Raw genomic sequence first — 17,667 nt, 5'->3', positions numbered from 1 at the left:
CCGGGAGCGGGTGTTGCTTTCCAGCGATTATTGCCCTAAGAGTGAATGACCGAAGGTTATGAGGACAAACACTATGCCCCTGGAGACGCTTAAAGGACTCGAATGTTCTCTTCATGGCGACAAGCGCAAAGAGCGGGAATGGCTTGAGCAGATACTTCATGAGGAATTTAGAGAAATAACACGATCGGGTGTACTAGTTGATCGTGCAGGAACAATAGAGGCACTTTCTACTGAAGAAAATATTCCGCCCCTTCTCAGTTGCGATTTCAGACTTATCAGCGTTAGAGATAATTTCGCAATATTACATTACAGGACTTTTTATCAAGATGGCAGCTGTGCCTCTCTTCGTTCCTCATGCTGGGAAATGTCAGAGAATGGCCAATGGAAAATGGTATTCCATCAGGGTACTCCGGCGTCAAATGGCAAGAAGCGGACACTATCTTTGGATAACGGATCTCAAATACGATGAAAGTGATATGGGTGAGGCACGCAGAAACCGAGTGGAATCATAGAGGGATTATTCAGGGGCGTCGCGACAGCTTCGTAACCCACCGCGGTATGCAAGAAACAGCGGCGTTACTGACAGCGCTGACGAAAGAGGCATATCCGATAGAATGTGTTTACAGCTCCCCGCTTGGGCGCGCCTTGCACATGGGGCTGAAGCTGTCTGAAGGTCTTGGCTGCCCGTTAAAAGTTGAAGAATCTCTTAAGGAACAGTCGTTTGGTTGCTTTGAAGGGATATCTTTCGAGCATTTCAGGCGAGACAATCCGCGTGATGCAGATGCGTTGCTCGCCCTTGATGCAGCCTATTGTCCCCCGGAGGGAGAGTCGTTAGCCCAGGCGACTCGACGCGTGATAAATTTCTTACAACACCTGCAAAATACCAATGAACATCAGATCGTCGGTGTTGTTTCTCACGGGCATGTCAGTCAGGGCGTGCTGGCGTTACTTAAAGAGGGGACTCTCGATAACTTCTCTCGCTATGCTCACCCCAATGCGAGTTACTCTGTTTTCGATTTTACGGACGGCAAATGCGCCGCGCTCAGATGGGGGATAGCTACCCACCTCATTCAACTTCAACGGTAAACTCCCATTAAGACCCCGGGGGTCCTGTGTGCCCGAGCGGGTATTAAATGCTGATACCTTTTTCATCAGTGCCTCACGCCATGGCATGAAGCGTCGGCTGGCCCCGCTCTCACTCACGCTTTTTTACCTGGCGGGAAAAGCGCAGATTGCTTCAAAAAAATTACCGTATTTGGTATATTGTTGTTTATTGCTTACTCACCTCTGCGGTGCCAAAAAGAACAAGATTCACCGCTACCCAGGATAAGAAAATGTTAGATTACCGCTTCCCGACAGCTTTGCAGATGGTTCTCAGCGTAGCAATGGCGGAGCAGTTGGGTGAACGTTCGACGAGCGCGATTCTGGCCTACGGCCTGGAAGCGAACCCGAGCTTTATCCGCAAACTCATGGTTCCTCTCACCCGTGACGGCATTATTGTCTCAACGCTTGGCCGCAACGGCTCTATTCATCTTGGCCGCCCGGCGGAAGAGATCACCCTGCGCGATATCTACGTCTCCGTTATCGAAGATAAAAAACTGTGGGCGTCGCGCCCTGACGTCCCCGCCCGCTGCGTGGTCAGCGCAAACGCGTGCTGGTACTTCAAATCTATCGCCGATGAAGCGGAGCAGGCTTCGCTACAGGTACTGGCACGCCACACCGTGGCAAGCGCGCTGGAAGAAGTGAAAAAAGCCGATACCAGCGGGTGCGATCCGGTGCCTGAACTTATCGCCAAATATAAAGAAGCCCATTAATTTTCCTTGAGCGCCAAAAAACCGCCTTCACTGTGAAGGCGGTTTTTTGTTATCTGCCGCACCCTACGCCGGCGAAACGTCCTCAGCCGGTTTACCGCGCGTCACGAATTTACGCAGCGTCACGTAAAACACCGGGGTCAGGAACAGACCAAACAGCGTCACCCCCAGCATCCCGGAGAACACCGTGATCCCGGTAACGCCGCGCACTTCCGCGCCCGCGCCGTGACCGAGGATCAGCGGGATGGTCCCGGCAATAAAGGCGATAGAAGTCATCACAATCGGGCGTAAACGCAGGCGACACGCCTCCAGCGCCGCTTCCATGATCCCTTTCCCCTGGATTTCCAGCTCGCGGGCAAACTCCACGATCAGAATCGCGTTTTTACAGGCCAGCCCCATCAGCACCACCAGCCCCACCTGTACGAACACGTTGTTATCGCCGCCGGTCAGCCAGACGCCAAACAGCGCGGAGAGCATCGTCATCGGCACGATAAGAATCACCGCCAGCGGCAGCGTCCAGCTTTCATACAGCGCCGCCAGCACCAGGAACGCCAGCAGCACCGCCACCGGGAAGACGATCAGCGCCGTATTGCCCTGCGTGGCCTGCTGGAAGCTCAGATCCGTCCATTCGATATTCATCCCGTTCGGCAATATCTGGCCGGACATCTTCTCCAGCTGCGTCATCGCCTGCGAGGAAGAGAGTACGCGCGGATCGGCATCGCCAATCAAATCCGCCGCCGGATAGCCATTGTAGCGAATCACCGGGTCCGGCCCGTAGGTGGTGCTGATATTCACCATACTGCCGATTGGCACCATTTCGTCCTGATTATTCCGCGTGCGCAAATTGGCAATATCCTCCACGCTTTCGCGGAACGGGCCGTCAGCCTGCGCCATCACGCGCCAGGTCCGCCCGAACTGGTTAAAATCATTGACGTAAGACGATCCCAGATAGGTTTGCAGCGTACCAAACAGATCGGTGAGCGACACGCCCTGCGCTTTCGCCTTATCACGATCGACCTGGACATCCAGCTGCGGCACGTTCGCCTGGTAGGTGGAGATCGGGAAGTGCATCCCCGGCGTCTGCATAATGGTACCGGACATCGCGTTTACCGCGCTTTGCAGCGCACCATAGCCAAGACCTGCCCGGTCCTGAATATAGAGCGAATAGCCGGAACCCTGGCCGAGCCCTAAAATCGGCGGAGGCAAAATAGAGAAGCCAAAGCCCTGCTGGATTTGCGCGATTTTCGCGTTGATCTCAGCGTTAATTTCCGCCGCCGAATGTTTACGCTGGTCGAACGGCTTCAGGCCAAAGAAGACCGTTCCGGTATTCGGCGTATTGGTGAACTGCAGCGCGTTAAGCCCCGGAAACGCGACCGCGTAATCCACGCCTTCGGTATTCATCCCGATTTCGCTCATTTTGCGGATCACCGCATCGGTGCGCGCCAGCGAAGAACCTTCCGGCATTTTCACGCCGCCGATTAAATACAGTTTATCCTGCGTCGGTATAAATCCGCCGGGTACCGCTTTAAACATGACGCCCGCCGCGCAGAGCAGCAGCACATAGACCACAAACACCGCCCCGCGTCGTCCGAGCGTTTTTCCCACCAGCCCCTGATAGCCGTTCGAGCTGCGGTGGAAAAAGCGGTTAAACGGACGGAAAATCCAGCCGAAAAGACGGTCGATAAGCCGGGTCGGGAAGTCTTTCGGCGCGCCGTGCGGTTTTAGCAGCAGCGCGGCCAGCGCCGGAGAGAGCGTCAGCGAGTTGATGGCGGAGATCACCGTGGAGATGGCGATCGTCACCGCAAACTGCTTGTAGAACTGGCCGGTTACGCCCGAGAGAAACGCCATCGGCACAAACACCGCGCACAGCACCAGCGCAATGGCGATAATCGGGCCGGACACCTCACGCATCGCCTGATGCGCCGCGGCGAGCGGAGCCAGCCCTTCCTCGATATTTCGCTCGACGTTTTCCACCACCACGATGGCGTCATCCACCACGATGCCGATGGCCAGCACCAGCCCGAACAAGCTCAGGGTATTCAGCGAGAAGCCCAGCAGGTAGAGAATGCTGAAGGTACCCACCACCGAAACCGGCACCGCGATCAGCGGAATAATCGACGCGCGCCAGGTTTGCAGGAACAGGATCACCACCAGCACAACCAGCACCACCGCTTCCAGCAGCGTTTGCACCACCGCGCGAATGGAATCGCGAACAAATACCGTCGGATCGTAAGGCGCCGCCCATTTCATATCCTGCGGGAAACGCTTCGACAGCTCGTCCATTTTGGCGCGCACCGCGTTAGACAAATCGATGGCGTTCGCCCCCGGCGACTGGAAGATACCAATCCCGACCGCGTCTTTATTGTTCAGCTGGGAACGCAGCGCATAGCTGCCGGAGCCCATTTCGATACGCGCCACGTCGCGCAGGCGGACGACCGTACCGTCCTGCGTTGTTTTCAGGACAATATTGCCAAACTCTTCTTCGGTATGCAGGCGCCCCTGGGCGTTAATGGAGATCAGAAAGTCGCTCTCTTTCGGCAGCGGCTCGGCGCCAAGCTGCCCGGCGGAAACCTGGACGTTCTGCTCCTGCATCGCCGTGACCACATCCGACGCGGTTAATCCGCGCGCCGCCACCTTGTTGGGATCGAGCCAGACGCGCATCGCGTATTCGCCCGAGCCAAAAATCTGAATTTGGCCGACGCCGGGCAGGCGCGCCAGTTCATCCTTCACCTTCAGCGTGGCGTAGTTACGCATATACAGGGAGTCGTATTTACCGTTTGGCGAAAACAGATGCACCACCAGCGTCAGCGTCGGCGACTGCTTCTGGGTGGTGATCCCCAAACGCCGCACATCTTCCGGCAGACGCGCTTCGGCCTGCGATACCCGGTTTTGCACCTGAACCTGCGCCTGATCGGGATCGGTACCCGGACGGAAGGTTACGGTGGTCACCAGTACGCCGTCAGAACCGGCGACGGATTTCATGTACATCATATTTTCAACGCCGTTGATCGCCTCTTCCAGCGGCGTCGCCACGGTCTCGGCAATCACTTTCGGGTTGGCGCCCGGATACTCCGCGCGCACCTGCACGCTGGGCGGCACGACGTCAGGATATTCGCTCACCGGCAGCAGCGGGATGGCGATTAATCCGGTGATAAAAATCAGAATCGACAGAACGGCGGCAAAAATCGGCCTGTCGATGAAAAAACGGGAAAAGTCCATGGGTTGGATTCTCAGGTCAAGGGATCAGTTGAGGGCGGTGCTGGCGGTCATGGCCACGGTTTTCGCGTTAACCGGCATGCCCGGCATAAACACTTTCTGTAGACCATCGACGATGACTCTGTCGCCCGGCTTCAGCCCCTGCTGCACGATGCGCAAACCGTCGGCCAGACGGCCCGGCGTAATATCACGGCGCTGCGCTTTACCCTCTTTATCAACGACATAAACATATTTGCGATCCTGATCGGTCAACACCGCTTTATCATCGATAAGCGTGGCGTTGAATTCCGCGCTGCCCGGCAGGCGGACGCGGGCAAAGAGACCCGGCGTGAACTGACGCTGCGCGTTATCCAGCAGCGCGCGCATCCGGATCGTGCCGGTGCTCGGCGTTAACTGATTATCCAGAAAATCCACTTTGCCCTGATGGGGGTAGCCCTCTTCGCCAACCAGGCCAATCTCCACCGGCAGCGCCAGGTGATTGCTGGACGCGCCCTGCCCGCTGCGGGCGAGATTTTGATAATGGAGGTAGGTCGACTCGTCCACGTCAAAGTAGACGTAAACCGTCTTCTGCGACACCAGCGTGGTGAGCACGCTGGCGCTGTCGCCGGCGGTGACGAGGTTACCGCTGGTGATCAACGCCCGGCTGGCGCGGCCATCGATAGGCGCGGTCACTTTGGTGAAGTCCAGGTTAAGCTGCGCGGCGTCGACTGCCGCCTGGGCGGCGCGAATGTCGGCCTGCGCCTGGGTGGCCGCGGCGCGACGCTGCTCCCACTCTTCGCGGGAGACCAGGTTGGTATTGACTAATTTATCGGTACGGTTAGCCTCGCTTCGCGCCAGGCTGGCCTGCGTTTTGGCTCTCGCCAGCGTCGCCTGCGCCTGTTCCAGCGCGGCGCGATAGGTTCTGTCATCGATAGTGAACAGCACCTCCCCCTTTTTCACCTCCTGGCCGTCGGTGTAATTCACTTTGTCAATGTAGCCGGAGACGCGGGGTCGCAGCTGGACGCTTTCCACCGCTTCAATCCGACCGTTAAAGCTGTCCCACTGACTAATGGATTTGACGACCACATCAGCGGCGCTGACGGCGGGCGCCTGCGGCGCGGCGTTTTGCGCGACGCCCTCATCGCATCCAACGAGGAGCGCCGAGAGCAGCATCACGCCCGGCACAGTTAGATGAAAGTTACCCCAGTATTTTTGCAGGCTCATTATTTTTATTCCGGTATTGGTAGCCGCCGGGCAAGACGCAGCGGAAGACACCGCGCCACTTCCTTTGTCCGGGCTGGCTTAAGGCCATTTGTGTCGTTCATCGCCACAAAATTGTAACAGTTGCGAATACACTATCGCGGCGATTGTAGGAAGGCGCTAAATTTAGTGCAAGAATAATTGTTGCACTTTATGTGCTATTCCTGGCGCCTAAAAATGGCGCGTTTCCGGCATGGATTTAAATGCAACAATAAAACTTGCAATTAGTGCAAAAACGGGCCACCTTTAAATGCAACAGATAAAGATGCTTTTTTAGACGCTGCGTAGAGGTACATCAGATGAACACTGGCGCATTCATTCACGATTTACTCGACTGGATCGACAACAATCTTGATAGCCGTCTGGATATTGGCACCGTCGCCAGGCGAGCAGGCTATTCGAAATGGCATCTGCAGCGGCTATTTAAGGAGCATACCGGTTATCCTCTCGCCGAGTATATTCGCGCGCAAAAGCTACAAAAATCGGTCGAGCGCTTAGCCCACAGCGACGAACCGATTTTGAACGTGGCGATCGCCCTGGGCTTTGACTCCCAGCAGTCCTTCAACCGCAGCTTCAAGCGTCAGTTCGGCCAGGCCCCCGGCGCATGGCGCCGCAGCATCGGCAACCCGGATACGACGGGATTACGCCAGCCGCCTCCGCCCTTCTCTGACTAAATTTTGCGCTCGCCGCGGCGCTGTGGCCGCGGCGGATATTAAGCGCCTCACTCCGCATCCAGCCTGCGCGCCGCTCAGGGATCTGCCGTTCTTCGACCGGCAAAGTAGTGCGCGGGGGTGCTCCCCATCGTTTTTCTGAACATGGTGATAAACGCGTTGACCGACTCATACCCCAGATTAGCCGCCACGTTTTGCACCGATACCCCGCTCGCCAGCTCCCGCAGGGCAATAATCAAATGCAGCTGCTGACGCCATCGCCCGAAGGTCAGACCGGTTTCGCGCAGCATCAGGCGTGCTAATGAGCGCTCGCTGAGCGCCAGCCGTTTCGCCCAAACTTTAAAGGTGCTGCGATCCTCCGGGTGGCTGACCAGCGCATCCGCCATGGCGCGGATCTTAGGATGCGCCGAAACCGGCAGACTCAGCTTCTGCTGCGGCATGGTGGCCAGCTCATCGAGCGTCACTCTGGTCAGCCTGCCGACATGGCTCTCCGCGGCGTAATCGACGTCCGCATTCGTTAAGCGGTCAACTAACGCTTTAATCAGCGGCGAAATCGCCAGCGTGCAGCATTTCTCCGGCAGCGCGGCGGCGCCGGGTTCAATAAACAAATAGTTGAGATGCGCATTCCAGGTCGCTTTGGCGCTGTGCGGGATCCCACCGGGGATCCACACCGCGCAGTCTGGCGGCACTATCCAGATATCGTTTTCCGCACGACAAATCACCGCCCCATAGAGGGCAACGATCAGTTGTCCCTTGCGGTGGGTATGAACCGGCACTTCTGCCGCGTAATCAACGAAATCAATATGCCGCGCGACGGCAGGGCTCGGCGTGCTATCGGGATCAAACAGGGTATGGGCAAGTCTGGATGGCATCTCATTGGCAACATTTAGGTATTTTTTGACAGAATAGAGTATTTAAGGAGACGCGCAAAGCGGGAATAATTCCCGGCATGAGCACATTAACTTCCCATCACAGCCGTTTTTTACACGCGATAAGCCGTTGGTCAGGCCGCATAGCCTCTCCCTCGCTGCTGAGCGACGCCCATGCCCTGCTCTATTCCGTCAGGAGTTTTGCCGCCGCGATGCTCGCCTATTACGTTGCCCTGGCGATTGGCCTTGAACGGCCCTCATGGGCCATCATCACCGTCTACATCGTGTCGCAAACCTCGGTGGGCGCGTCCCTGAGCAGAAGCCTTTATCGCCTGGCCGGTACCGTGGCCGGCGCGGGGGCCACGGTATTGATTGTGCCGACGTTTGTGAATACGCCAATTCTATGTAGCGTGATTCTGGCAGGCTGGATCACCTTCTGCCTCTATTTATCCCTGCTTGAACGCACGCCCCGCGCCTATGCCTTTGTGCTGGCCGGTTATACCGCAAGCCTGATTGGTTTTCCCGCCGTCGCCGATCCCGGCACGGTGTTTAACATCGCCCTCATCCGGGTACAGGAAATCGCGATCGGTATCGTCTGCGCCGCGCTGATTCACCGCTACATTTTACCTGCCCGGATATCAGGGCTGTTCAACAGCAAATTAGCCCAGACGCTGCACGCCGCGCGCCAGCGGATTGCCGACACCCTGGCAGGCAAGGCCGACGCGCAGTCAGAGCCGCTGCATCTGGCGCTGGCGCTACAGTTTCTGCAGGGTATCAGCCACCATATCCCGTATGATTTTGCCCTTTCGGTTCCGGCCCGCCAGGCCAGGAAAGCGCTCCATGACAGGCTGGCGCGGTTAGTGATTGTCAACGGCGAAGTGCGCGATCGTTTGCAGATCATCGCCGAGATGCCCGCCGCGATGCAGGCTCTACTCAATGACGTGCAGGTCTGGCTGACCTGCGACGATACCGGCCAACGCAAAAACGCCGCAGAAGCGCTGCACCAGCGCAGCGCGCAGTTAGCGCAGCGGCTCGCGGCGCAGGCGCTGACCTATGAAGATGCGCTGCGGGTAAATTTCTTACGCTACATCGCTGAGTTGATTACCCTACTGCAACAGTGTGAGCGGCTTTCGGAGGCCATTCATCACGCCAGGCCTGCGCCAGCGCAGGCGGAAGATCGTGCGGCGACAGGATACGTTTTCCATCGCGATCCCCTCAGCGCCGCCCGCACGGCGTTGGGCGCTTTTGTCATCATTCTGAGCGGCTGTCTGCTATGGATTTACTCTGCCTGGCCCGATGGCGGCACGGCGGTGTCAATTCTTGGTGTTTGCTGCACGCTGTTTGGCAGTTTCGACACGCCGGCCCCGCATATTGTGAAATATATTATCGGCTCTGTCTGGGGCGTAGTGATAAGCCTTATCTATAGCTTCGCCCTGCTTCCTCCGCTCAGCGATTTCCCCGTGCTGGTGGCGGTGCTTGCCCCGGTCTATCTGCTTGCCGGATCGCTGCAGGCGCGGCCCCCCACGACCTTTATGGCCATGGGGATCACCCTGACGCTGCCGGTACTGTGCGAGCTGGGCGCGCGCTACAGCGGCGACTTCGCCGACGCGGCCAACACCGCGATCGCCCTGTTTTTCGCGACCGGCTTTGCGGTTATCGGCATGAGTCTGCTGCAAACCGTACAGGCGGACGCGGCGATAAAGCGTCTGCTGAAACTGTGCCAACGCGATATTCGCCGCAGCGTGAGCGGCGTATTTAAAGGCGATGAAACGCACTGGACCAATCTGATGATCGACCGGGCCGCCCTGCTGCTACCACGCTTGCCGCGCAGCGGGCAGTCCTCCGCCCGGGCGCTCGATCGCCTGGTGCACTTTCTGCGCATAGGCCTCTGCGTGATGCGCCTGCGCCGTTGCGAAACGCCCGCCGGCAGCGATATCCACGAGGTGCTTTCTCGTCTTACCCACACAACGGAGACCGAAGCCTTACGCGAGCGCATTGCCGCCATGGCGAACCGCTGCTTGCCCGCGAGGGAGGAACAATCATGCCAGTTTGTCGACCGACTGGTCGATCTGCACTGCGCGTTACGGACGCAGAACGAGGAACCCACCCATGATAAATGACATCAATATCGGGGGCGTTTTTATCCCCGGACTGCTGCTGACCGCGCTCATTGCCCTGGTCTGTACGCTGCTACTCGTACCGCTTTTCTCCTGCAGCAGGCTTTACCGCCGCTTGCCCTTACGCCCGCTGCTTGATGTTTCAACCTATATCGTGACCTTTTTCCTGCTTTTGCAGGGCCTGACCACACTGGGGTTATTCGCATGAAATCTTTTTTCTCTTTGCTGGGCCGTTACGCGCTGACGTTAATCGCAGTAGCGGTAGCGGCCTGCGTGGCGTTTATTTTCTGGAAACAGTATGCGCAGACGCCCTGGACGCGCGATGGCCGGGTTCGGGCAGATGTGGTGCAGATTGCGCCGGATGTTTCCGGGCCGGTGAGCAGCGTGGCAGTGCGGGATAATCAGTGGGTTAACCGCGGCGATGTGCTTTATGCCATCGACCCGCGCTGGCTGAAGCTGGCGGTGCTCAGCGCGCAGGCCGACGTCGAAGCAAAACGTCATGAAATGCTGATGCGCCAGGATGCCGCCCGGCGACGCGCGCTCATCAAAGGGGTCATTTCCGGCGAGGATATCCAGCAAACAGGCAGCGCAGCGCGCGTCGCGGCGGCCAATTATCAGGGGGCGCTGGCTGCGCTGGAACTGGCGCAGCTGAATTTATCCCATGCAACGGTGCGCGCCCCGGTTACCGGCTACGTGACGCATCTTCGGCTCCGCCCCGGCGACTACGCCGCGGCGGGAGAGACAAAGATCGCCGTGATCGATGCGCACAGTTTCTGGGTGGTGGGCTATTTTGAAGAGACTAAGCTGCGTCATATTCGCGTCGGAAGCGCCGCACACATTTCTCTGATGGGGTTTGACCCGCTCATCACCGGGCACGTGGAGAGTATCGGCCGGGGGATCGATGATAGCAATGACGAGACGGGCGGACTGGGGCTGCCGGATGTCAATCCCACCTTCAGCTGGGTGCGACTTGCGCAGCGAGTCCCCGTTCGTATTCAGTTAGATAAGATACCGGAAGGGATTGAACTGGTGGCGGGACTATCCGCCAGCGTTTCCATCCTGCCTGAAAACCCTGACGGCGGGCGTAGCGGAGGATCGGGCTACGTGGCTCAGGCTATCCACCCATAGTGGACCCGAGACTCAATGAGGAAACGACGCTTCCTGCAAAAATATCTGGCCCGAATATACCGAACTCGATATTCTGTAATGCTTTGTATTTTTTGTGAACAGGAAAAAGTATGCTTAGTACGTTACCCGATTTACACAGAAGTTTTGCAGAGCAACTCAAGCTTAACGTTCAGTCTGACGCCCGGATTCACTCCCTGCTCGGGGGCGGATCGCTTATTCATGGCGGATTTGATAAATACTCCGATTTGGATTTTGTCGTTGTGGTAGACCCTCTCTACTACGATGAAATCATGGAGCAGCGTGTGGCGTTCGCCGGAACAGCAGGCAACCTGCTGCATGCGTTCACCGGGGAACATGTCGGAGAGCCTCGCCTGCTGATATGCCTGTATGGCCCTGAACTCCTCCATGTCGATCTGAAATTTGTCACCCTGGACATGCTCACTCAACGCGTTGAGGAGCCGGTAGTGTTATTTTCTCGCGATCGCCATGCCCTGGAGCGACATCTGGCACAATTTCGGGCCCAGTGGCCTGACATGACGCCGGAGTGGTTTGAGTCCCGAGCCTGGATCTGGCTTCATTATGCGGTGGTTAAACTGGGAAGGGGCGAACTTTTCGAAGCGATGGGTATGCTGTCATTCTTCCGGGAGCAAGTGCTGGGACCGATGCTGTACCGCCGCGCCAATCTACCGCAGCGTGGGGTTCGCCGCATTGAATGCCACAATATCGATCCTGAGGGCCTGCTGACCTCCACGCTGGCCACGCACGATCGTGACTCCGTCAGCATCGCCATCAGCAAGGCGGTTGACGCTTATATCAATCTGCGCGCTGATGCGCTGCCTGAAAATATCGCGGACGATGCGGCACGACGGGCGCTCCTTGCCATGCTGAAAGCGTATTCTGAACGGGTTTAAACGATACTTCCGGCCGCTTAAGTGGCCGGAATGTAAAACTATCGTGGAAGATGCCACTAATACTCAAATCCCAGGACAAACACCGCTATCCGGGAAACCACTCGCGACCAATGGAACTCTCATCAGAGAGTCTGATACAAATCATTGAAGACCGGCTTATCGTTCAAAGCAGCCATCAACATCTGAGCGCTAAAATTTTTACTTGATGTGCAATATTTCCCGTTTTTCAGGCGGCCCCTCATGAGTCTGTAAACCCCAGGGGGATCATCTGAATGGATAAATAGAGTATCAAGGCATTGCGGGCGCGTGATAAATTGCTGCCTGTTGATGCAGCTATGATATATCAGGCCGGCGACAGCATCGTCATGTCCTTACCGCGATCACAACTGGGCGGGCGTTTATTCATATGAGAAAGCCACACTCGGGGAGGGTCGCAATAATGGCTGATTCAGGACACGATAAACCTGCTGCGTTGTCATTAAATATCGGCAATAAAATAAGACGACTGCGGCAGTCACGGGGGATTTCGTTAAACGACCTGTCTAAATTGTCAGGGGTTTCAAAGGGGGCATTATCCAAACTGGAGTCAGGATTTTCCAGCCCCCGTGTCGATACGTTGGACGCTATCGCCACTGCATTACGTTTACCGGTTGGCGATTTACTGAGCGGCGGCAGCAGGATATATCCCTGTTTTGATAAGCATCGTCCCGCGCCGGGCGAATATTCACAAATGATGAAATTCCGCATCGGCCCCGGCAATACCTCCGAGATATGGTTGCTGCAAATGGAGCCGCAGGTCACCATCCACAGTCCCGGGCATTCAGACGGGTCGCATGAACATATTCTGGTTCACAGCGGCACCCTGCATCTGCGCTTTAGTCAGTACGAAGTCATCACATTAGAACCCGGGGATTTTTACGCTTTCTCCGCGCAGGTTGCGCACACATACAGCTCAAAAGAGACGGCGATTAGCGCAACGGTGGTGATGACTCACCTCGAGCCAGGTTAACTCCTCTACGCGATTACCTGGCCAGGAGCCCTCTGATAAAATGCCGAAGAGCGGACATGTGTTCACTTAAAGAAACAAAAACGCTCTCCTGAAAGCCAGGCGGAAAATTATTTTATAAATAAAATGAAGTAAATTCAGCCGACTGATTTCGTATTGATAAATTATTGCGCCCGTAACCGGGAAACCCATTGTTCTGCGTGCGGGCTGACTGTATTGTTATTTCGAACAACAGCACTGGCTTCCCTGCGCTGTATTTTGCCACAATGCGAAGCAGTTGTTAGCGCCCGAAACTGGCCATGTTACGGCCAATTTATCTTCGGTCCGCCGGAGTTTTTTAGCAATGAATATCGACCTTCCGGTGGCGCACCGCGCTACCATTGTCGGTTCTTTTACTATGCCTAATAAATCCATCTGGATTATATATGTGACGGAGAAGATAAGTGCATAAAGTTAATTTAAAAGAAAGTTTTGCTCTGTTCAGCGAATGCTGGAACCCCAAAATTGTCGGCGAAATTAATAACGAGTATGTCAAACTGGCTAAATTAGCCGGAAAGTTTGACTGGCATCATCATGAGCATGAGGACGAGCTTTTTCTTGTTATCAGCGGCCGCTTGCGAATGGGGTTAAGAACGGGCGATATCGTGCTTGAAGCGGGTGAGTTTATCATTGTGCCGAAAGGAACCGAGCATTGTCCTGAAGCGTTAACTGAAGAGTGCTGCGTCGTTTTACTTGAGCCAAAAACGACGCTGAATACGGGCAATATCGTCAATGAACGTACTGTACATAAGCTGGATAGACTATAGTCGCGCCTCCTGACGTCTCAGAACGTTCTGGACAGAGAGATTTCCTTCCCCGTCAGGTTTGGCGGGGCGTGAGGATCTGTTTTATCAGGAGTCAGTCACCATTACTCCCCTACCGCCGCGAGTTTCGGCGGCGGCAATCATTGTTGGCTGAACTGACTTCATTATTTGCTAACCTTCATTTATTACTTATTCATTAACTATCAGGGACAGGAAAGATCATAGAGCGGCTTTTCCCTATAACCTCAAATAAAAATCGATTCCACTATATTAACTGAACGAAGCACGGCTCTTGCTGCCAGATATTTACCGTGACAAGGCGCGGTAAACCAGCGTCCGCTCCCCGCTCATTGCAAACCCTGGCTTTGTTCAGTCTGGCTGTTGTGTGCCAGAAGCAGATGTCTTAAGCCTGTTCTTGCCTTTAAATACAAATGCCGCAGGTCAACAGGTTATGATTTTTTAGCTGTGAAAGAGATAAAAATCGCTGATGCCAGATGAAAGATTTTAATAATGATGGAATCGGATGTTGTTCGTAATGACCTTTAATTTGGAATGAGATATAACGTGCTTCGAAGAAAATTAACATTCTCATAACGTAATTAGGGTTAAGCAAATGAAGCAGGTTGGCATTGTTGGTTGGCGAGGAATGGTCGGTTCTGTTTTGCTACAGCGAATGATCGAAGAGAACGACTTCGACAATATATCAGCGCATTTTTTCAGTACCTCCAGTGCAGGAGCCGCCGGTCCTGTCATTGATGGTGTCGGCTACACACTTAAAGATGCTAATTCCGTAAGTGCGCTGGCCGAAATGGACATCATCATAACCTGCCAGGGCGGGGATTATACCAAAGCAATATACCCTGCTTTGCTTAACCATGGCTGGGAAGGCTACTGGATTGACGCGGCTTCAGCGCTGCGGATGGATGAGAAAGCCTGCATTATTCTTGACCCCGTCAACCGCAACAATATCGATCGTGCAATTAAAGAAGGTATTAAACTTTTTGTCGGCGGCAACTGTTCTATTACGCTGAGTCTTATGGGGCTGGCTGGGTTGATAAAGGCTGACTTGATCGAATGGATGAGTGTGATGACCTACCAGTCCGCATCGGGTGCTGGTGCACAGTATGTACGGGAACTCATTGCGCAAAGTGCCTACATAAGCCGCCATTTATCTCCGGATGAGCTGGCATCCTCAGGTTCAGTGCTTCCGTTAGTTAATAAGGTCAGTGAATTGATTAACAGCGCTGATATGCCGACCCAGAACTTCGGTGCACCTTTGATGGGCAGCATCATTCCCTGGATCGACAGCGATTTAGGCGATGGCAATAGCCGTGAAGAATGGAAAGGTGAGGCGGAAACCAACAAAATTTTAGGCCTGTCTCCCGGTACGATCCCGGTAAACGGCTTATGCATACGCGTCGGCGTGATCCGCTGCCACAGCGCTGCTATAACCCTTAAGCTCAAGCGTGAAGTCAACGAAGAGGAGTTTGCAGAATTAGTGATGAATTCCCACCCCTGGGTTAACTATGTGCCCAATAACAAGGAAGAGAGTGTCAGTACCCTGACACCGGCCTGTATCAGCGGTTCGCTTAAGGTGGGTATTGGCCGTTACAAGAAAATGTCGCTAAACAATGAACCGATCTACTCGGTCCTGACGGTTGGCGATCAGCTATTGTGGGGAGCAGCGGAACCATTGCGCCGCATGTTGAATATTTTGGCTGGCAAAGCGTGAATCATATTATGTGGACAAAACACCTACCCCTAAACTCAACGGCATTGATACAAGCTGAATACGGAGCACTTGATGGTCACCACACATGTTTTTATCGCGGTCAGTCTTGATGGTTATATCGCCCGACAGGATGGCGATATCGACTGGCTGTTGCAGCGCGATGACCCGACAGAAGATCATGGCTATGCCGCATTCATCGCGGACAAAGATTGGATCGTTATGGGCCGGGGGAGCTATGAGAAGGCGCTGACTTTTGACCAATGGCCTTACGATCGACCCGTGCTGGTTCTCTCCCGACAGCTAACCGATACCGCCATTCCCGAGACGCTGAAGGGCAAAGTGCAGCTCTCAAGCCGCACGCCGGGGGAAGTGCTTGCTGACCTGGCGGCGCAAAACGCGCATCGCGTCTATCTGGATGGCGGGCAGGTAATACAGTCGTTCCTGCGCGAAGGTCTGGTCGCCGATATCGTTATCACGACCGTTCCTGTCCTGCTTGGTTCGGGAAAACCATTGTTCGGATCCCTGACCAGGGATATTGATTTGACGCTGTTATCAAGCCGCAGCTTCCCTTCGGGACTGGTGCAGTCGCACTATCGGCTGACGTCATAAACGGCCTATAAACCTGACGGCGGCCTACGCTAAAGCAACAGTACCGCCCTGCCAGCGGTACTGAATGTTACTGATATAATGACAAAATAGATAAAAGAGGTGACGCATGGGTACTGACAAAATAGCTACGCTGTTTAGATACAAACGCTGGATAGATATTGAAACGCTACAAGCGATTAAAAGAATTGATGCGTCTGCGAATGCAGAAAAACGCCATCTGACGCTCAGATTAATGAATCACATACATGTGGTTGATATGATCTTCCGCGCTAACATTACCGGCCAGAAGCACTCCTACACCGCACTGAACACGCCAGAGACGCCCTCTGCCGATGAACTTCTGAGAACGATGACTGAATGTACAGACTGGTATATTCAATACGTCAATGCTATGTCCCCCGTTGACCTTGCTGAAACCATTAAATTCCAGTTTGTCGATGGCGGACCTGGTGAGATGAAGGCGGTCGATATGCTCAATCATGTGCTGTTTCACGGAACATATCATCGCGGCGCTGTAGGTTGGCTACTTTCAGAAAGTGGTGTAACCCCACCCAAGGACGTACTGACCGTCTTTCTAAGAGATCATAACCACGAGTAACCGAGTCATATCAATTTCCTCCCTTAGCCCTTAAAGCAAAAAATTAAGGAGCTTCAATCCCCTCAGTCAGTGAGTGAAAACCTTTCGCTGCAAGATGGGCGGGGCCTCGCCCGCCCTGCCGCCGCTACCGCGGCCAGACCTGCGGAAACTCATCGGCGACAAGCTGTTCTCCGTCGCGAAGCTTAAGCCCCGGAAACGGCGGCGACGTCACGCCGCCGCGGTCGGCGAATGTCGCATCATCCCCTACCCAACGGGCGGAAAATACCCGCCGCGCGCGGGCGGTTGAATTGCCCTTTGCCCCATGCAGCGTGCGGAAATGAAAAGCGACCGCATCGCCCGGCTCCAGCGCCCAGCTGACGATATCGTAATCCTCCTGATGGGCATCAATGTCCGGCAGCTCTTTAAAGCGCGAATGGGAATAGAGCTTTGAACCGTTAAACCGCGTTGGGCTGAACTCATCGTCCCAGCGATGGGAACCGCGAATACAGCGCAGCGAAATCGCCTCCGCTACCGGATCGAGCGGGATCCACAGACTGACATTCTGCCGCCCCTCCACGCAGTAATAGGGCTGATCGTGGTGCCATGGCGTTACCGTACTGCCGCCGGGCTGTTTCACCAGCGTGTGCTCGTGGAAAAACTTCGCCGTCTGCGACCCCATCAGCGCCGCGGCGATCTCCGCCGCCGGCGACTGAAAAACAAAATCGCGAAATTCCGGGATTCGTTGCCAGTTGCAATAGTCCTGAAAAAACGGCGCCGAGCCGTCCTCGGGGATCACCGTTCGCGCGTGACCGTACTCGCTGGGGTTCGCCATCAGCGCGGCGACGCCGCGCGACAGGCTCTCGATCCACGGCGTGAACACGCCTTTAAGTAGCACGACGCCGTCGGCCTGCCAGCGGTCGATGGTCTGTTGATCAATAAGCGGGGAGTTCGGGTTTTGCATAGTCGCCATCCTGTGTT

The 17,667-nt window shown here is 55.2% G+C and carries 17 protein-coding genes; 13 read left to right on the top strand and 4 right to left on the bottom strand.

Features of this window, described 5'->3' with window-relative positions; translation table 11 throughout:
• The first annotated feature begins 58 nt into the window (after positions 1-58).
• From ABLU88_RS01990 to ABLU88_RS01980, 3 genes are all read left to right on the top strand, one after another.
• Entirely contained in the window at positions 59-469 is a 411-nt protein-coding gene (locus ABLU88_RS01990) for a DUF4440 domain-containing protein (protein ID WP_311102677.1), read from the top strand.
• Entirely contained in the window at positions 466-1,086 is a 621-nt protein-coding gene (locus tag ABLU88_RS01985; RefSeq protein WP_038424436.1) for a histidine phosphatase family protein, read from the top strand. The genes ABLU88_RS01990 and ABLU88_RS01985 overlap by 4 nt, the downstream gene beginning before the upstream one ends.
• Positions 1,087-1,334: 248 nt before the next feature.
• A complete protein-coding gene (locus ABLU88_RS01980) occupies positions 1,335-1,814 on the top strand; it encodes an Rrf2 family transcriptional regulator (RefSeq protein ID WP_004121015.1) in 480 nt (159 codons plus the stop codon).
• Between the two features lie 63 nt (positions 1,815-1,877).
• On the opposite strand, the gene oqxB is transcribed toward ABLU88_RS01980, so the two are convergent.
• Positions 1,878-5,030, bottom strand: coding sequence for a multidrug efflux RND transporter permease subunit OqxB (oqxB, locus tag ABLU88_RS01975; protein ID WP_348836128.1), 3,153 nt, complete (start codon positions 5,028-5,030; stop codon positions 1,878-1,880).
• A 24-nt stretch (positions 5,031-5,054) separates the two neighbouring features.
• Entirely contained in the window at positions 5,055-6,230 is a 1,176-nt protein-coding gene (locus ABLU88_RS01970; RefSeq protein ID WP_032720794.1) for an efflux RND transporter periplasmic adaptor subunit, read from the bottom strand.
• 335 nt (positions 6,231-6,565) lie between these two features.
• Between ABLU88_RS01970 and ABLU88_RS01965 the strand changes: the two genes are divergently transcribed.
• Positions 6,566-6,940, top strand: a complete 375-nt coding sequence (locus tag ABLU88_RS01965; protein WP_025107948.1) for a helix-turn-helix domain-containing protein — start codon at positions 6,566-6,568, stop codon at positions 6,938-6,940.
• 74 nt (positions 6,941-7,014) lie between these two features.
• Here the strand turns inward: ABLU88_RS01965 and ABLU88_RS01960 are convergent, their stop codons facing one another.
• Positions 7,015-7,809: a helix-turn-helix transcriptional regulator gene (locus tag ABLU88_RS01960; RefSeq protein WP_009653008.1), complete on the bottom strand. Its 795-nt coding sequence runs from the start codon at positions 7,807-7,809 to the stop codon at positions 7,015-7,017.
• Positions 7,810-7,886: 77 nt separating this feature from the next.
• On the opposite strand from ABLU88_RS01960, the gene ABLU88_RS01955 reads away from it, so the two are divergent.
• The 9 genes from ABLU88_RS01955 (at position 7,887) to ABLU88_RS01915 (ending at position 16,710) form a co-directional block, all read left to right on the top strand.
• Positions 7,887-9,926 carry an FUSC family protein gene (locus ABLU88_RS01955; RefSeq protein ID WP_046877250.1) on the top strand — a complete coding sequence of 680 codons (2,040 nt, stop codon included), beginning with the start codon at positions 7,887-7,889 and terminating at the stop codon, positions 9,924-9,926.
• Entirely contained in the window at positions 9,916-10,131 is a 216-nt protein-coding gene (locus ABLU88_RS01950) for a DUF1656 domain-containing protein (RefSeq protein ID WP_014229155.1), read from the top strand. The genes ABLU88_RS01955 and ABLU88_RS01950 overlap by 11 nt, the downstream gene beginning before the upstream one ends.
• Entirely contained in the window at positions 10,128-11,051 is a 924-nt protein-coding gene (locus ABLU88_RS01945) for an HlyD family secretion protein (protein WP_046877249.1), read from the top strand. Before ABLU88_RS01950 ends, ABLU88_RS01945 begins: the two co-directional genes overlap by 4 nt.
• A gap of 110 nt (positions 11,052-11,161) precedes the next feature.
• The gene (locus ABLU88_RS01940) at positions 11,162-11,962 is read left to right on the top strand and encodes a hypothetical protein (RefSeq protein ID WP_025107952.1); all 801 of its coding nucleotides are present in this window, start codon (positions 11,162-11,164) and stop codon (positions 11,960-11,962) included.
• A gap of 439 nt (positions 11,963-12,401) precedes the next feature.
• Positions 12,402-12,971, top strand: coding sequence for an XRE family transcriptional regulator (locus tag ABLU88_RS01935; RefSeq protein WP_032749316.1), 570 nt, complete (start codon positions 12,402-12,404; stop codon positions 12,969-12,971).
• 440 nt (positions 12,972-13,411) lie between these two features.
• Entirely contained in the window at positions 13,412-13,774 is a 363-nt protein-coding gene (locus ABLU88_RS01930; protein WP_048263736.1) for a cupin domain-containing protein, read from the top strand.
• 610 nt (positions 13,775-14,384) lie between these two features.
• On the top strand, positions 14,385-15,503 hold the full coding sequence (gene asd / locus ABLU88_RS01925; protein ID WP_201993937.1) for an aspartate-semialdehyde dehydrogenase: 1,119 nt from the start codon (positions 14,385-14,387) through the stop codon (positions 15,501-15,503).
• Between the two features lie 72 nt (positions 15,504-15,575).
• Entirely contained in the window at positions 15,576-16,112 is a 537-nt protein-coding gene (locus tag ABLU88_RS01920; protein WP_109240270.1) for a dihydrofolate reductase family protein, read from the top strand.
• Between the two features lie 106 nt (positions 16,113-16,218).
• Positions 16,219-16,710: a DinB family protein gene (locus tag ABLU88_RS01915; RefSeq protein ID WP_042945062.1), complete on the top strand. Its 492-nt coding sequence runs from the start codon at positions 16,219-16,221 to the stop codon at positions 16,708-16,710.
• Between the two features lie 124 nt (positions 16,711-16,834).
• Here ABLU88_RS01915 and ABLU88_RS01910 read toward each other — a convergent pair whose 3' ends face one another.
• Positions 16,835-17,650 carry a phytanoyl-CoA dioxygenase family protein gene (locus ABLU88_RS01910; RefSeq protein ID WP_049102542.1) on the bottom strand — a complete coding sequence of 272 codons (816 nt, stop codon included), beginning with the start codon at positions 17,648-17,650 and terminating at the stop codon, positions 16,835-16,837.
• Positions 17,651-17,667: the final 17 nt, after the last annotated feature.

This window comes from Klebsiella sp. GW_Kp182 (assembly GCF_040062275.1).
Lineage (GTDB): Bacteria > Pseudomonadota > Gammaproteobacteria > Enterobacterales > Enterobacteriaceae > Klebsiella > Klebsiella michiganensis.
Note: the sequence above shows the minus strand (reverse complement) of the source record. Positions and strands in the feature narration are given on the sequence as shown.

Excerpts from the sequence above, each read along its gene's own strand:
- ABLU88_RS01990 (WP_311102677.1), top strand. The coding sequence starts at position 59 with ATGAGGACAAACACTATGCCCCTGGAGACGCTTAAAGGACTCGAATGT.
- ABLU88_RS01985 (WP_038424436.1), top strand. The coding sequence starts at position 466 with ATGAAAGTGATATGGGTGAGGCACGCAGAAACCGAGTGGAATCATAGA.
- ABLU88_RS01980 (WP_004121015.1), top strand. The coding sequence starts at position 1,335 with ATGTTAGATTACCGCTTCCCGACAGCTTTGCAGATGGTTCTCAGCGTA.
- oqxB (WP_348836128.1), bottom strand. The coding sequence starts at position 5,030 with ATGGACTTTTCCCGTTTTTTCATCGACAGGCCGATTTTTGCCGCCGTT.
- ABLU88_RS01970 (WP_032720794.1), bottom strand. The coding sequence starts at position 6,230 with ATGAGCCTGCAAAAATACTGGGGTAACTTTCATCTAACTGTGCCGGGC.
- ABLU88_RS01965 (WP_025107948.1), top strand. The coding sequence starts at position 6,566 with ATGAACACTGGCGCATTCATTCACGATTTACTCGACTGGATCGACAAC.
- ABLU88_RS01960 (WP_009653008.1), bottom strand. The coding sequence starts at position 7,809 with ATGCCATCCAGACTTGCCCATACCCTGTTTGATCCCGATAGCACGCCG.
- ABLU88_RS01955 (WP_046877250.1), top strand. The coding sequence starts at position 7,887 with ATGAGCACATTAACTTCCCATCACAGCCGTTTTTTACACGCGATAAGC.
- ABLU88_RS01950 (WP_014229155.1), top strand. The coding sequence starts at position 9,916 with ATGATAAATGACATCAATATCGGGGGCGTTTTTATCCCCGGACTGCTG.
- ABLU88_RS01945 (WP_046877249.1), top strand. The coding sequence starts at position 10,128 with ATGAAATCTTTTTTCTCTTTGCTGGGCCGTTACGCGCTGACGTTAATC.
- ABLU88_RS01940 (WP_025107952.1), top strand. The coding sequence starts at position 11,162 with ATGCTTAGTACGTTACCCGATTTACACAGAAGTTTTGCAGAGCAACTC.
- ABLU88_RS01935 (WP_032749316.1), top strand. The coding sequence starts at position 12,402 with ATGGCTGATTCAGGACACGATAAACCTGCTGCGTTGTCATTAAATATC.
- asd (WP_201993937.1), top strand. The coding sequence starts at position 14,385 with ATGAAGCAGGTTGGCATTGTTGGTTGGCGAGGAATGGTCGGTTCTGTT.
- ABLU88_RS01920 (WP_109240270.1), top strand. The coding sequence starts at position 15,576 with ATGGTCACCACACATGTTTTTATCGCGGTCAGTCTTGATGGTTATATC.
- ABLU88_RS01915 (WP_042945062.1), top strand. The coding sequence starts at position 16,219 with ATGGGTACTGACAAAATAGCTACGCTGTTTAGATACAAACGCTGGATA.
- ABLU88_RS01910 (WP_049102542.1), bottom strand. The coding sequence starts at position 17,650 with ATGCAAAACCCGAACTCCCCGCTTATTGATCAACAGACCATCGACCGC.